Origin of the sequence: Listeria immobilis, from assembly GCF_014322845.1 — a bacterium.
Lineage (GTDB): Bacteria > Bacillota > Bacilli > Lactobacillales > Listeriaceae > Listeria > Listeria immobilis.
The window spans coordinates 1-14,362 of the sequence record NZ_JAASUA010000016.1 but is presented as its reverse complement, the minus strand read 5'-3'; the positions used below and the strand labels follow the sequence as shown (position 1 = coordinate 14,362).

General features: G+C 31.8%; 13 protein-coding genes. 10 read left to right on the top strand and 3 right to left on the bottom strand.

Translation table 11 applies throughout. The features are described 5' to 3' along the window. Window positions 1-9: 9 nt before the first annotated feature. From nadE to HCJ45_RS14295, 8 genes are all read left to right on the top strand, one after another. Window positions 10-834, top strand: coding sequence for an ammonia-dependent NAD(+) synthetase (gene nadE, locus HCJ45_RS14330; protein ID WP_187125259.1), 825 nt, complete (start codon window positions 10-12; stop codon window positions 832-834). A 12-nt stretch (window positions 835-846) separates the two neighbouring features. Next, window positions 847-1,155: a putative quinol monooxygenase gene (locus HCJ45_RS14325; RefSeq protein ID WP_187125258.1), complete on the top strand. Its 309-nt coding sequence runs from the start codon at window positions 847-849 to the stop codon at window positions 1,153-1,155. A gap of 58 nt (window positions 1,156-1,213) precedes the next feature. Then, window positions 1,214-1,618 carry a PTS sugar transporter subunit IIB gene (locus HCJ45_RS14320; protein ID WP_187125257.1) on the top strand — a complete coding sequence of 135 codons (405 nt, stop codon included), beginning with the start codon at window positions 1,214-1,216 and terminating at the stop codon, window positions 1,616-1,618. A 129-nt stretch (window positions 1,619-1,747) separates the two neighbouring features. Then, complete coding sequence (gene guaA / locus HCJ45_RS14315; protein WP_185381175.1) at window positions 1,748-3,304, top strand: glutamine-hydrolyzing GMP synthase; 1,557 nt, start codon at window positions 1,748-1,750, stop codon at window positions 3,302-3,304. A gap of 123 nt (window positions 3,305-3,427) precedes the next feature. Continuing rightward, on the top strand, window positions 3,428-3,658 hold the full coding sequence (locus tag HCJ45_RS14310) for a helix-turn-helix domain-containing protein (protein ID WP_187125256.1): 231 nt from the start codon (window positions 3,428-3,430) through the stop codon (window positions 3,656-3,658). A gap of 213 nt (window positions 3,659-3,871) precedes the next feature. Next, window positions 3,872-6,145, top strand: coding sequence for a hypothetical protein (locus tag HCJ45_RS14305; RefSeq protein ID WP_187125255.1), 2,274 nt, complete (start codon window positions 3,872-3,874; stop codon window positions 6,143-6,145). Window positions 6,146-6,211: 66 nt separating this feature from the next. Next, window positions 6,212-7,378, top strand: a complete 1,167-nt coding sequence (locus tag HCJ45_RS14300) for a hypothetical protein (RefSeq protein ID WP_187125254.1) — start codon at window positions 6,212-6,214, stop codon at window positions 7,376-7,378. A 123-nt stretch (window positions 7,379-7,501) separates the two neighbouring features. Further along, window positions 7,502-9,682, top strand: a complete 2,181-nt coding sequence (locus HCJ45_RS14295; RefSeq protein ID WP_187125253.1) for an AAA family ATPase — start codon at window positions 7,502-7,504, stop codon at window positions 9,680-9,682. Window positions 9,683-10,192: 510 nt separating this feature from the next. Here HCJ45_RS14295 and HCJ45_RS14290 read toward each other — a convergent pair. The 3 genes from HCJ45_RS14290 to HCJ45_RS14280 all read right to left on the bottom strand — a co-directional run bounded on the left by HCJ45_RS14290 (window position 10,193) and on the right by HCJ45_RS14280 (window position 12,634). After that, a complete protein-coding gene (locus HCJ45_RS14290; RefSeq protein ID WP_187125252.1) occupies window positions 10,193-11,200 on the bottom strand; it encodes an NADP-dependent oxidoreductase in 1,008 nt (335 codons plus the stop codon). A gap of 102 nt (window positions 11,201-11,302) precedes the next feature. Next, entirely contained in the window at window positions 11,303-12,052 is a 750-nt protein-coding gene (locus HCJ45_RS14285; protein WP_187125251.1) for an SDR family NAD(P)-dependent oxidoreductase, read from the bottom strand. 15 nt (window positions 12,053-12,067) lie between these two features. Next, window positions 12,068-12,634, bottom strand: a complete 567-nt coding sequence (locus tag HCJ45_RS14280) for a TetR/AcrR family transcriptional regulator (protein WP_343068912.1) — start codon at window positions 12,632-12,634, stop codon at window positions 12,068-12,070. A gap of 520 nt (window positions 12,635-13,154) precedes the next feature. Here HCJ45_RS14280 and HCJ45_RS14275 point away from each other — a divergent pair. After that, on the top strand, window positions 13,155-13,592 hold the full coding sequence (locus HCJ45_RS14275; protein ID WP_187125249.1) for a hypothetical protein: 438 nt from the start codon (window positions 13,155-13,157) through the stop codon (window positions 13,590-13,592). Between the two features lie 251 nt (window positions 13,593-13,843). Continuing rightward, complete coding sequence (locus HCJ45_RS14270) at window positions 13,844-14,131, top strand: hypothetical protein (RefSeq protein WP_187125248.1); 288 nt, start codon at window positions 13,844-13,846, stop codon at window positions 14,129-14,131. Window positions 14,132-14,362: the final 231 nt, after the last annotated feature.

The following is a 14,362-nucleotide window of genomic DNA, read 5'->3' as shown; positions in this document are numbered from 1 at the left end:
GGAATTATGATGGATATCAGAAAAAGAATTTTAGCAGATATGCAAGTAGCAGAAACAATTGATGCTCGGGCAGAAATTAGAAAAAGTGTTGAGTTTTTAAAAGCATATTTAAAAAAGAACCCGTTCTTAAAAAGCTTTGTTCTTGGGATTTCTGGTGGGCAAGATTCGACTTTGACAGGGAAACTAGCACAAATGGCGATAAGCGAACTTCGAGCAGAAACGTCAGATAATGAATATCAGTTTTTCGCGGTGAGTCTACCATACGGAATACAACTGGATGAAGCAGACCGCCAAGACGCTCTTGATTTTATGCAACCGGACAACAGACTGACCGTCAATATTAAAGCTTCAGTGGACGCAAGTGTGGCGGCTCTTAGTGAAGCGGGCGTTGAGCTATCTGATTTTGCAAAAGGAAATGAAAAAGCGCGCGAACGAATGAAAGTCCAATATGCGATTGCAGCAATGAATAAAGGGGTTGTTGTTGGAACCGATCATTCGGCAGAAGCAGTTACTGGCTTTTATACAAAATATGGCGATGGTGGAACGGATATAAATCCACTATTTCGCTTAAATAAACGTCAAGGTAAGGCACTTCTAAAAGAGCTTGGTTGCCCGGAACATTTATATATGAAAAAACCGACTGCTGATTTAGAAGATAATAAACCAGCGCTTCCCGATGAAGTAGCTCTAGGTGTTACTTACGACCAAATTGATGATTATTTGGAAGGGAAAACAGTTCCAGCAGAAGCAGCAGCAAAAATTGAAAACTGGTTTATTAAAACAGAGCATAAGCGCCATATGGCAATTACGATATTAGATGATTTTTGGAAATAGGAGGTTGTTTAAATGAATGTTGGTTATGGATTATTAACAGCTTTTTATACACATCCTGGAGAGCGTGATCAGTTAGTGAAGCTCTTGCTAGAAGCGGCAGAAGGCATGGAAGAATATAATACATGTATTCAGTACATCGTTAGTGAATCAGAAACAGAAGCAGATGCGGTTTTTGTTTCTGAGGTTTGGGTAGATAAAGGACACCATGCTGCATCGCTTGATAATGAAGCAGTAATAAGCTTGATTACAAAAGCTAAACCGCTAATCAAAGAAATTAAACAAATTCAAGAACTAGATATTCTTGGTGGCAAAGGAATCTAGATACGCGAAATAAGAATGATTCTGGAATTTTCCAGAGTCATTTTTTGGAGGGATGAATTTGAAAACATTAATGATTGTTTGTGCTGGTGGGGCAACTTCCAGCTTAATGGCACAAAACGTTGTCAAAAGTGCAGTTTCAGAAGGATTGGATGCGGTACTCGTTTTTCCGGAAGACGTGAAGTATCAAGATTATTTCCATGGAAAATTCGGCGAGCGAGATTTAGTTGTTGTAATGGGCCCAGTTGGTGCAATTACGACTGCGAAATTCAAAGATTATAAAGCGCAAGTCGATGCTGTTTTAGTGGCGCCACAAGTAAAATACATGTATAAAACAGTAGAAGAAGTTTTAGGGGAACTTGAAATCCCTTGCGCTAATATAAATTCGCTTGATTTTGGTCGAATGCGCGGCGATAAAATCCTCGTCCAAGGTTTAGCACTAATAGACGAGAAAAATTCCAAATAAGGTGTTGCAACTTTAGAGGGGACACGTTAAAATGAAAGAAGATGAAAAGGACAAGTGATTTGTCCTTTTCTTATTATTACCGTGAAGTAACCGCATTTTTGCGGTTTCATTTTATAGATAAGGGTGGTTTTGTTTAAAATTATGAAAGACTTTACCGAGCAAGAGAAAATTATCGTTCTAGACTTTGGTAGCCAGTATAACCAACTTATTACGCGCCGTATCCGTGATTTTGGCGTGTATAGTGAATTACATCCGCATACTATCACACTCGAAGAAATGAAAGCACTAAATCCAACGGGAATTATTTTTTCAGGAGGACCAAACAGCGTATACGATAAAGATGCTTTTCGTGCGGATGAAAGAATTTTTGACATGGGTATTCCGATTTTAGGAATTTGTTACGGCATGCAATTAATGACTGTCCATTTTGATGGGAAAGTAGAAGCCGCAAAAGACCGTGAATACGGAAAAGCAGATATCCATGTAGAAGTACCTAACCGTTTATTTGCTGGACTACCAACAGATCAAGTAGTTTGGATGAGTCACGGCGACTTAGTAGTACAAGAACCAGCTGGCTTTGAAGTAACGACAACAAGCCCATCTTGCCCGATTGCAGGAATTGCTGATGAAGCTCGTCAACTCTACGGAGTACAATTCCACCCAGAAGTACGTCACTCTGAATACGGAAACGAACTGCTGAAGAACTTTGCATTAAACATTTGTGGCTGTAAAGGCGACTGGACAATGGAAAACTTTAGCGAAGTCGAAATCGCTAAAATCCAAGAAATCGTTGGCGACAAAAAAGTCTTGCTTGCTCTTTCTGGTGGCGTGGATTCCTCTGTTGTAGGTGTGTTAATCCATAAAGCGATTGGCGACCAACTAACCTGTATTTTCGTAGACCACGGCTTGCTTCGTAAAGGTGAAGCAGACCAAGTAATGGCGACTTTACAAGGTGAATTTAATATGAACATCATCAAAGTAGACGCAAAAAAACGCTTCATGGACAAATTAGCTGGTGTATCTGATCCAGAACAAAAACGCAAAATCATCGGCAACGAATTCATTTACGTTTTCGATGACGAAGCAAACAAACTAGACGGCGTAGAATTCCTCGCACAGGGAACACTTTACACCGACATTATCGAAAGTGGTACAGCAACCGCCCAAACAATCAAATCACATCACAACGTTGGCGGACTACCAGAAGATATGCAATTTCAACTAATCGAACCACTAAACACCCTTTTCAAAGATGAAGTTCGCGCCCTTGGAACTGAACTTGGTATGCCTGATGCTATCGTTTGGCGCCAACCATTCCCAGGTCCAGGTCTTGGAATCCGTGTCCTTGGCGAAATCACCGAAGAAAAACTAGAAATCGTTCGTGATTCTGATTATATTTTACGCGAAGAAATCAAAAAAGCCGGCTTAGAACGCGAAATCTGGCAATACTTCACAGCCCTTCCAAATATCCGTAGCGTTGGTGTTATGGGTGACGGGAGAACGTATGACCATACTGTGGTTGTTCGTGCGGTGACGAGTATTGATGGGATGACTGCAGATTGGGCTCGTATTCCGTGGGATGTGCTGGAGAAGATTTCAGTGCGGATTGTGAATGAAGTAGCTCATGTGAATAGGGTTGTTTATGATATTACGAGTAAACCGCCTGCTACGGTGGAGTGGGAATAAAAATCAAAGCCCTAAAACCTCAGTAATGATGGGGTTTTAGGGGTTTTTCTATGCTGAGTGATAACATTTTTTTATAATATTTACTTCTATTAAACTGTAATTTATAATAGAAAAACTTAAAAAATGAATGATACCAATCAAAGAAAAATAATTCTATCATACTCCGTTATTGTTGCAGCATCACAAGGAGATATAGAAGTAATTTCAAATCATTTTACAGGGTATATAGTAACTTTATCAACACGAGTATTATTTGATGAATTTGGTAATCCACAAGTATATGTTGATGAAGATTTAAGAAAAAGAATTGAAATGAAACTAGTTTCAAAATTGCTATTATTTAATGGAAGTTAGTAAATAACAAAAGTATTAGCAAATAAATCGAATAAAATAAGCAAAAGCAAGTTGATATTAATTCGACTTGCTTTTGCTTATTTTTTGCTTTTAACCAGATAGTACTTATTCATGAAAAAAGAAGAGATTTCTTATTTCAGTGATAGAAATATGATATAATGTGAGTAATGTAACAAGTGAGTAAATAGAGGGATAAGATAGGAGAATTAGATAATGGCAAAAAATTATCTTGAACATGAAATTAAAGAAAAGTATATTGACGGGATTTTGAGGAAGTCTACTGATTGGCAATGGTTTATAAATCATATAGAGGAAACTTATGATGTGCGCGAAATTGATTCTATGGAAGGCTTTTGGTCACAATATAGAAACACATCTGAAATATATCCATACTTTGTAAAAATACTTGAAACTGGTATTAGAGATGTGGAATTTAAAAATCCAATAATAGAAGAGTTTTTTGTTATTGCTCAGTTTTATATTGGAAAACTGTCATTGGAGAGTGCTATGGATTTAATTGAAAGCACAAATGCAAAAATATTTTTGTTGTTTATTTGGGTAACAAAATTAGAGAACCTAAGTAATTTAACTGAATATAGGATAGATATTCGCTTATTTTTAAAACATAATATTTTTAAAATTATTAATGTAGAATCTTTAATACTTGAGGAAGAGAAGATAATTAAATATCTAGGAATGATAGATGTAAATGGTTTTGAACAAGTGAAAACGTGCCTGATTGGTAATATACAGAAAGTATCCTATCCAGCTAATATTGAAATTTTTAAGAACTATAGAAACAAAATAATATCAGCAAATGTTTTTAGTCATACAATGATCGAGTTACCTGAATATATTTCATGGGAAGAAGAATATATTTTAAGTATGCTGAAAATAAGTATAAGAAACCATAAAATAATACCAATGGCAGAAATTAACGGTATATCAAATCCTGACACATCACTTTGGACAGAAGATGTTATACAAGAGCTACAAGATTTTTTTCATGATGAAATTACAGACTTTGTTCTAGAGACGATAGCTTATGTTATTTTTGGCAAAGTATTATCAGAAAAGATTATGTTAGAACACGTTAAGTTGATGATAGGGGCAATAGCTTCAGCAAATGAAGGAAACAATCACCTAAGATGCTCAAGTTTTGAGATTATTTCCTATCTATTTGAAGATAAAAGTATTACTAGAATCAGCCGAGAAGTTATGTATAAAGAAATGATATATGGATTTCAAAAAATAAAAGAACCAGAAAGTATAGGAATATTACAAAAAAATAATATTCCTATATCAACAGCGCAAAAAGAAGTTCTTAAACAATTTTTCGATGAGCAATATAAAGTAATTGATCAGGTAAATGAGTACAGTAAGTTAATGGATTATTTTGAAAATAAATATACAGTTAGAACAATAACAACAGATTATTTTAAGAAAGTTAGTGAAAGGTTTAATGAATTCATAACTCGTGATGATGGAATTATGCTAGCCAGTTTATTTTATAAGTATATGTGTTTTTTATTTAGTTTAAAAAATAGTAGTGCTACCATTGATAGACAGTTATTAAATTTTGAAATGGTTCAGATTCAAAGTTTATGGGAGAAAGATTACTATAATAGATGTACTGATGCATTACATTTGATTGAGAGTGAATTTGAAATTCCAAAAGGAGATGTTGGGGAGTATAACGTGGGCGTATCAAATAATGTATTATCACTTGCTAGATATTGTGTAATATCTAAAGAGGCAGCTTTGATTCAATGTATGAAGAATATTTCAGAAAGTCCTTTTTCAGATATGTTTACTAGAATATATCTTAACGAAGTGTTTCCGGTACAAGAATTGAAAAATATAAATTATAATCGACATGAAATTGATGCTACGTTAAAAGAGATAATAGAAAATATACTTAAAGTGAATGGACATAAATTTGTTAATTATGTAGAAATAGACACATATGTAAAAGCAATACATCAAAGCTCAATTCAACAAACATTCCATTATATGGAAATGTTTCATGAAGAAAAAAAATTATATGAAGAACTTCAGAATAAAATTACTGAACATCCTTTACAAACATATTCAGATGACTTAATTTTAGGACATGTCACGCAGCTGTTTCCTATATTAGAGAAGCAAATACGCGAGTTGGCAAAGATGCTTAATATTTTTCCATATAAAGAAAGTGAAAAAGAATTTATGTTATGCAAAGATCCAAGCTCTATACTCCGTGAAATACTTTTAGACGTATATAAAGAGTTGGGAAATTATGAAAATGTTGAAGATTTATTATTTGTCTATAATTTTATGTATAATAGCAACTCGTTAAATATACGGAATGAATGTATTCACGGGCGTAAATATACACTAGGAAACGAATTGAGATTTGCTTTTAAAGTCACACTATGCGCATTAGCAATGATAATAAAAAGAATTGAAATAATTAGAAAAAGTATTGTAGATGAAGCGCAGGAGTAAGGAAGTTTGCTTAGAGTGATTAAATATGGAAAATATATAAAAAATAATTGAGATGAGGGATAGCAAATGAAAGATTCAACATCTATAATACATGAAATACTATTAGCTAAGAATCCAATTAAGGTTTTTGAGTCATACATGGACAAACTTCCAGGAGCTAAGTTTCTATTGTTTAATATTGGTGAATCTCAATTTCAACCAATTTGTGGTGATAGTAAATTTGGGAAATATAGTATTGTAGAGCTAGGTAATTATAAAAATACTGTTGTTTTAGAGAAGAACGCTATTATAAAGGGTGATAACTATGCTTTGAAAGTTAATCAGTGTATGGACTTTGACTCAAACGTAATTGGTGCATGGAAAAATGTGGTATTTGATAAGAAAGAAGATTCAGATTTAATGAATATGCTACTTTTTATTAAAGAGAATGGGAAAAGCTTGAGTTGTACACCATATTTATTTGAATCAGGAGCTAATTATTTTGACATTGAAAAAGAAGTTATCTATCGTAATTTGTTAGCATTTTCTATATTAGATTATATAAATAAGTCAGAATTAAAAAAGAAACACTTTATTCTGGACAGTTCAGTATATGTATTGGCAGATGAACGATGGAATGAACTTGTAAAACTGGAAGTGGAAATTAAAACTAATCCCGTTGATAGATATGAATATATTTATTGTTTACTTTTAAAAACATTTTATATTAAACACTCAAGTAAAAAAAGTATAGATAATAAAATACTTCAATTACTTGACAGTATTAACAATGAGATATTTAGCTATTGGGAAAACGAGTTAGTTTTATGTTATTTGTTTTTAAGAGGTGATAAATCAGTTGAAAAATTTTTTGGTGGGGTTCAAGTAAATGCTAAGGATATATTTCGAAAGCTGAGAGGTATGGCATGGGATCTTTTTCATATAAGGTGTTTAGAAATGTATATGGGAGAAAGAAATTGTAAGCAATCATTTACATATCTTCATTCATTTTGCTCGGCAGATCGTGGAATTCTAGAAATAGTAAAACTAAATCCTATTATTCGAATGGCGTTCTATAATGGTGTAAGTGTTATTTTACATGAAAAAAATATTTTTAATTTATGTAAGCATTTAGATATTTATGGTATTTTAAGCCCTTACGCAAATAAACGCAAGGAAATGTGTATGAAAACAGATTATAAAGAGCTAGCAGAACGATTTGAAAAAGATGTGTTGAGTATTATGAAACAATAAGTAATAAAATATAATGCTAGATAATTTTGCTACATGTTAATATAATGCACTATAACTATTTAGAGTTTGTAATTTCAAAATACAAACTAGACTTTTTTGAGGAAGCAGAAAAGAGGGATAACAGTGAGGTTAGATTTAAGCAATGTTAATTTATTTACAAATAATGAGATTATTTTCGACAAAGCAATTAATTTTGTTTATGGGAAAAATGGTACTGGGAAATCAACAATTACTAATTATATAAAAGAGTACTGTGGAGGTGATCTTGATGTTCGTATTTTCCAAGGATTTGACTCTATAATTGGTGAGGATAATAAATTGAATGCTGTAACACTTGGGAAAGAGAATACTTCTATAAATGAGCAAATAAAGAGTAAAGTATCAGATAAAAAAAAGCTACTTGAAGAAATTGAAAAAAAATCAAAAGAAATCATAATACCAGAAAATAATGAGAGCGAAAACTTATATTCAAGATTTGAAAAAAGTAAAAAAGAAAAAGATGAAAAAAAACAAGATCTCGAAAAATTTTATTCTCAGTGTGCAACTAAAATAGCTGGAAATAATATTTTTGTTGAAAATGCTCGCAAATATAGAAAAGATGCTTTTCAAAAAGAAATAGAGTATGCTAAGTTTATAAAAGAAGATGAGATTAAAAAAAATAAAGATATTTTAAAATCTGAAAGTAAAAAAGCAAAAACTATTCTTTTTCCAAAAATTGATTTCTCAAAATATCAAAAATCAGTAAATGAAATACTTTTATCAAAGGTAGAGAGTAAAATTATATTAGAAGAACTAGAAAATGATTCTAAAAAAAATAATTTTGCTGAAGAAGGTATGGATATCCATAAAGCAGGAGAAAAATGTTCATTTTGTGGTAATTTGGTTACAACGGAAAGAGTAACATTACTGAAAGAATATTTTTCAACCGATGAAGTAGAGACACTAAAAAAGAGTATTTCTGAGGAGAAAGCTAGAGTTGAAGAAGAAAGAGAAAGCCTTTCATCACTAGTGCTGAACATAGGAGATTTTTACCCCGATTTTTTATCCGTAGCTGAAAAAGTAAATGAGAAGATTAAAGGATTAGTTAAGATTCAAAAAAATTTTTTAGATGAACTTATGTCTGCACTTGAGCAAAAAGAAAAAAATTTATTCAATGCGGATAGTGAATTGAGTCTAGTTTTTCCGACGAGTTTTAATGATATCTTCTCTGAATATGAAGAAATAGTGATATTAAACAATGAATTTGCTGATAATTTAAAAACAAAGAAAAGTGAAGCAAGAGACAACTTAAGATTACACGAAGTTAAAAAATTAATAGTTGAATCTAAATTTGAATCTGAACTCACTAGGCTTGAAGTGTTAACTCAAAAGGAATCAGAAGCACAAATTAATTTTGACAATGAAGTGTCTAAAATAAATATAGAAAAGGATAAGATAAATGAAATAGATAGTGAAATCGTTTCTCTTAAAAGGAAAACTAAAAATACTGAGAAACTTGCTCATAATATTAATATTAAGCTGAAATATCTAGTTTCATTTGAGTTAATTAGAAAAAAAGTTGATAATCAAGAGTTTTATGAAATCAAGAGTCATTTAGGAGAAATACGATCCATTACTGAAATATCAACAGGTGAAAAAAACATTATTGCTTTCTTATATTTTATCGAAAAACTTTCAGAGGTTTTAGATTCTAGTGAAGATAATAATAAGATTATTGTATTTGATGACCCAATGACTTCTAATGACGATACCATGCAATATTTGATTATAGATGAACTTCAAAAAATAATTAAAAAGTATAAGAAAAATCCTAGTTCTGGTAAATTTATTCTATTAACACATAATACTTTTTTCTACCTTAATTGTTCATATGAGATAAAGAATTCTAGAAGTGGAGAAAACGTTTTTGAAGAAAATAATTTTTATAAGATTCAACGTTGCGATAACTATAATAAAATTAATAAAATTGAGACTGCACGACAAGATTTTAAGACAAACTATGAAGCTTTATGGCACGAATTAGTTTTTTTATATACTGAAGAAAAGCCTGAGATGATGCTGAATCCTATTAGACGAATTATCGAGACATATATTATTTTTAATGTGAAAGAAGGTTTTTATAAAAATAATAAGTTGGCAAAAAATTTATTCAATACAAATTCTCATTATTTTTCTGATTTAGAAGCGGATTTAAATGGGAAAAGTCAAGAAGATATAAAAAATATAATGAAAAAGTGTTTTGAAGATAATGGTGCTGTAAATCATTTTAACAGGCACTGGAAGAATGCTAATAAAAATGGATAATTAGGAGTAGTTCTTATACCAAGAAGTGTTTATATGAGTAGAATCAATATAAATGAGTTTTGTGTAAAGAGTAATAGATTTATTATGAAGGGATAGTAATAAATAGCGCTTTATGAATTAAACCAGATACAATCAATTAACTATTTATACTAATTCTAGGTATAAAATAGAGAAAGCGCAAAAAATGTAACGCATATTTGACATGCTGTTTCGAGTAAGAGTAATGAATAGTTGTATTAATATACAATAAAAAGAAGACCATTTCTATTTGGGCTTCTTATAACCATTCTGAATATCAGAGACAATTACTTTCCAAAGCCTGAGCGAGACTAAAACTTCATTGAACTATTATTGCGCTTTTTATATTTCTATATTATAAATTGATTTAAAATATAAGTTAATCCCGATAAATGTATCAATAAAACCACTGATTTGTTTATTTTTTATTAATTTCATGCTATCCAAACTGCTGCTTCATAAAGGAAGACTTCTATTCGGTTTTACTTCTTGTCACTCATCAAACCTTATGATTACCTTCCCCTCTGGATCTCCGTTTGCGACTAGCTCTAAGGCTTGATTGATGTCCTCTAACTGAAATTTTGTTGGATTAATAGCTGGGATAATCTGATTTTTTTCGACAATTTTAGATACTTGTTCCAATTGTTTTCCATCTGCCCGAACAAAAATAAAATGATACTCGATATTTTTTTCTTTTGCTTTTTTATCATACTTGGAGCCAGCTAAACCAAATAAAAATTGCTTCCATTTTGGTACTCCTTGGCTTATTGCAAAACTTTTATTAGGGCCTGTTATAAGACTTAATAAACGACCACCTGATTTGATAATTGCTAATTCTCGTTCAAATTCGGATGCACCTAATGTATCAATCACAAAATCGACTGGTTCTAGTACTTCCCAATAATTTTCTGTTTTATAGTCGATAAAGCGATCTGCACCAACTGCTAAAGTTCGATCTTTAGCGGCAATATTTCCTGATACAATAACATTTAATCCCATTGATTTTGCAATAGGGATGGCCATTTGACCAAAACTACCTGATCCTCCTGCAATAAATACGGTCTGACCTGCTTTAGCGTTTAATTTTTCGTGCAGACCTTGATAAGCTGTTAGACCTGTTAAGGGAACTGCTGCTCCTGTAACAAAATCTAAATGGCTAGGTAAAAACCATATGGCAGTTGCATCAACAGCGACATATTCTGCAAAAGCACCAATATGTTCTATCGGTAGTCTAGTGTAGACAGCATCTCCAACTTTAAAGCCTTGGACATTGTCGCCAACTTTCTCAATTATACCCGTTAATTCATTCCCAAGAGTGAAAGGCATAGAATAATTTTGGATTAGTTTTACTGAACCAGTTATGTTCAGAATTTCTAGCGGATTAACAGCAGCCGCTTTCACTTTTATTAATACTTGGGTATCCAAAATGGGGGGAATCGGTATTTCTGTAATATTCGCATGTAGTTCTTTTGAGTATTTGCTGATTTGTGCTGCTTTCATTTTCGTCTCACCATTCTTTCATTTTATTTGACTGTTTGTAAAAATAGATAATTTACATATGCTTATTAGAACGTTCATTCTAATATTGCTAAAAAATAAAAACTACATCGTAAATATTGGGAAAATAGCATCTCTTAAAGTGAATTCATTTTTTTCATTTACAATGCCTACTGTATAATTACTTTCATAAAGTGCGACTAAGTAGGAAGCAACTTCTTGGGGTGTTCGTATTGGATAATTATTAGAAGATAAATCAGTAGCATTTGAATCATTGGCTTGTTGAATAAATGCAGTAGCTGTAAGGGCAGGTGCTAAGACTTTGGCTTGTAGTTGTGCATTTTTCAGCTCGGCAGCAAGTCCTTCTGTTAGAACACTGACAAAAAACTTGGAAGCAGAATATCCAACATTTCCCAAGGCGATTACATAGCCCATTGCGGAAGAAACATTAATTAGTTGTGTGCCTTGTGTTTGGGCATAATCTTTAGCGTATAGAGTTGATAATATAGTTGTTGCTGATATATTTACATCAATCATTTGTTCCAATTGTTTTAAATCACTATTTACTAATGTTTTTGAACTACCAACACCAGCATTGTTAATCCATGTTTCAACTTCATACTGTTGCAATGAATCATATAGTGAATATACTTGCTCTTTATCGGATAAATCACTTGTTTTTATGATGATATCCAAGTTAGCATATTGTTTTTGAATCTTTTTTTGTAATGCAATTAATTGTTCTTCTCGTCTTGCAATAAGGATTAGATTTTTTTCTTTTTCAGCAAAAGCTAATGCAGTTTCATAGCCTATACCTGAACTTGCGCCAGTAATAACTGTGTACTTTTTACTCATATCTCTACCTACTTTCTATTTAATTATTGACAAGGTTGTTTTTACAATGGTGTGTAACTTTGTTTGGTCATTGGTAGTTTTCGCTAGTACTCTTATGCCAACCCAAGCATTATGCAAATAACTTGCTAGCTCTTGTAAATTTTTATTTTTTGAAATTTCTCCTTTATTCATAGCTTCCACTAATAGCTGATAAAGATACATTTCACTTTTATCAAATAGTTCTTGTATTTTCTTTTTTATGGGTTCATCTAACAAAGATAATTCTGCTGCTGAATTTACAATTAAACAACCTTTAGGACTTTCATTATTTACTGAAGATACACTCAAAAATAATGTTTCAAGTTTTTCTTTTATTGTCATATCTTGTTTTACTTGTTGATTAATTATTTGATTAAGTCGAAATTCATAACAATCAAGTGATTTTAAGAATAGCTCGTGTTTATCTCCAAAAGTGTCATAAATACTACGACGATGGATTCCCATATGATCAACCAGATCCTGCATAGATGTTTTCTCATAGCCTTTTTCCCAAAAAACTTGCATTGCTTTATTTAAAACAACTTGTTCATCAAACTGCTTCACTCTTCCCAATGATAATTCATCCTTTCTAAAATATTAGAACGCTCATTCTTATATTATCAAAATATTAGTTATAAGTAAATAGTAACCTTTGATTCTGTCCCGAATGTCTTATTATTTTCAAGTAAAATAACTATGCTTTTCAATTATTTGTTATATAGCCAAAATTCCCTTTTACGTATGTCATAATATTAAAGCCTTTTGGAAAGTTGGAATGTAAAAAAATTCAACTGTTTCATTTATTTCCAAATGCTATTTTTGTTTAACAATTTTTCTTGTAAATGATATAGTAAAAATGATGATACACTATTATTCAGATGACAAAAGTTTAAAAGGAAACTCAATCAAAACATCCTCTTCGTGATTTCTGCTGCTTAAAGGAAACTTATATAGAATTAATGATATAACTGGTCTAAAAGAATTGACTGGATTTGGTAAAGAATACCAATACTTATCTAAGCATGGTTATGTTTACGAGCCTCTAAAAATGCAGATGATACCCAAGAAATAAGGAGGATTCAAAATGAAATATGAAGCTGATTTTACAAACCGATTCAAACAATTAAAGGATGACTATCAATTGAATTATAAAATTTTATCTGATGAAGAAATAGCGCTTATTGGTCCAACATTCGCTCTAGTTTTTTTAATGCATTTTGATGAGGTTTCTTTAAATTATGTATGTCGAGATATGGATGGTTTGCTTATTTGTTATGATGTGTGGTCCTATTTTTTACATGTTTTTGACGATAAAGATAGAGAAGAGTTGCCAGAATACAACTCTGCGAAAGAACGAATTGATGTATCATTTCTTATCCTTTCGAGAGGTCTTCCACGGCATTGGAGTTTCATGCTCAATGGAGACTGTCAGTGGTTAGAAGACTATAAAACATATGAATTAGCTAGCTTACCAAAGAAAGTATCTGGAAACTTGAGGGATTCTTTAAATTCATATATTTGACTAACAAGTATTGCGAGGGACATAGGAAAATGGATGAACATTCCAAGGAGGTAATTAGTAAAAGTTGCCAATTCCTAATCGACTTTGGGTACACATTAACTGAACTTACTGATGATTCCATAACATTTTCTATTTTGTCATGAAAGTCGGAAAATGATAGCGGATTTTATGAATAAAGAATAAAGTTGTTTTGTGTGGTATGGTTGAGCGGTTAATTCAACGGATATTATTTATATTTGGAGGTAGTTAAAATGACTGACTTACAAGGCTTTCATAATAAAGTAATGAATTTTATGGTTAAATTAAGAAATGAAAATATATTTGATGATGCCTTGTATGACGAGATTTTTGGAACCCTTGAAATTTTTGTTGAAGAATGGAAAACACAAGATAGCATTCCAAAAGAGGCATTTATAATTTGCCTCTACTTAACTGATTTTTTAGCAGGTGGTAGCCGTTTTTTATCAGATGAAGATAACGAAAAGCTTGAAGATGCTTGTAATGCAGTACATGAACTTTTCACAACCCTGGAGGATTAGATTATAAGCATTATCTAATTATGGAGTTGTTATATATAATAAAAAAATCGGTGTTTCTCATTAAACTAGATATGTTTAAAACACGATACTATGTAGTCCGTAGAAGCTCGTTACTGCAAGTTTCGGGATCATTTTCCTTAATATTTTATTTATCTTGTTAAACGCAACTGAAAAAGGGGCCATCGGATGATTCAAAAAGGGGCCAAAAAATTATTTTAGCCAATTCTTGGT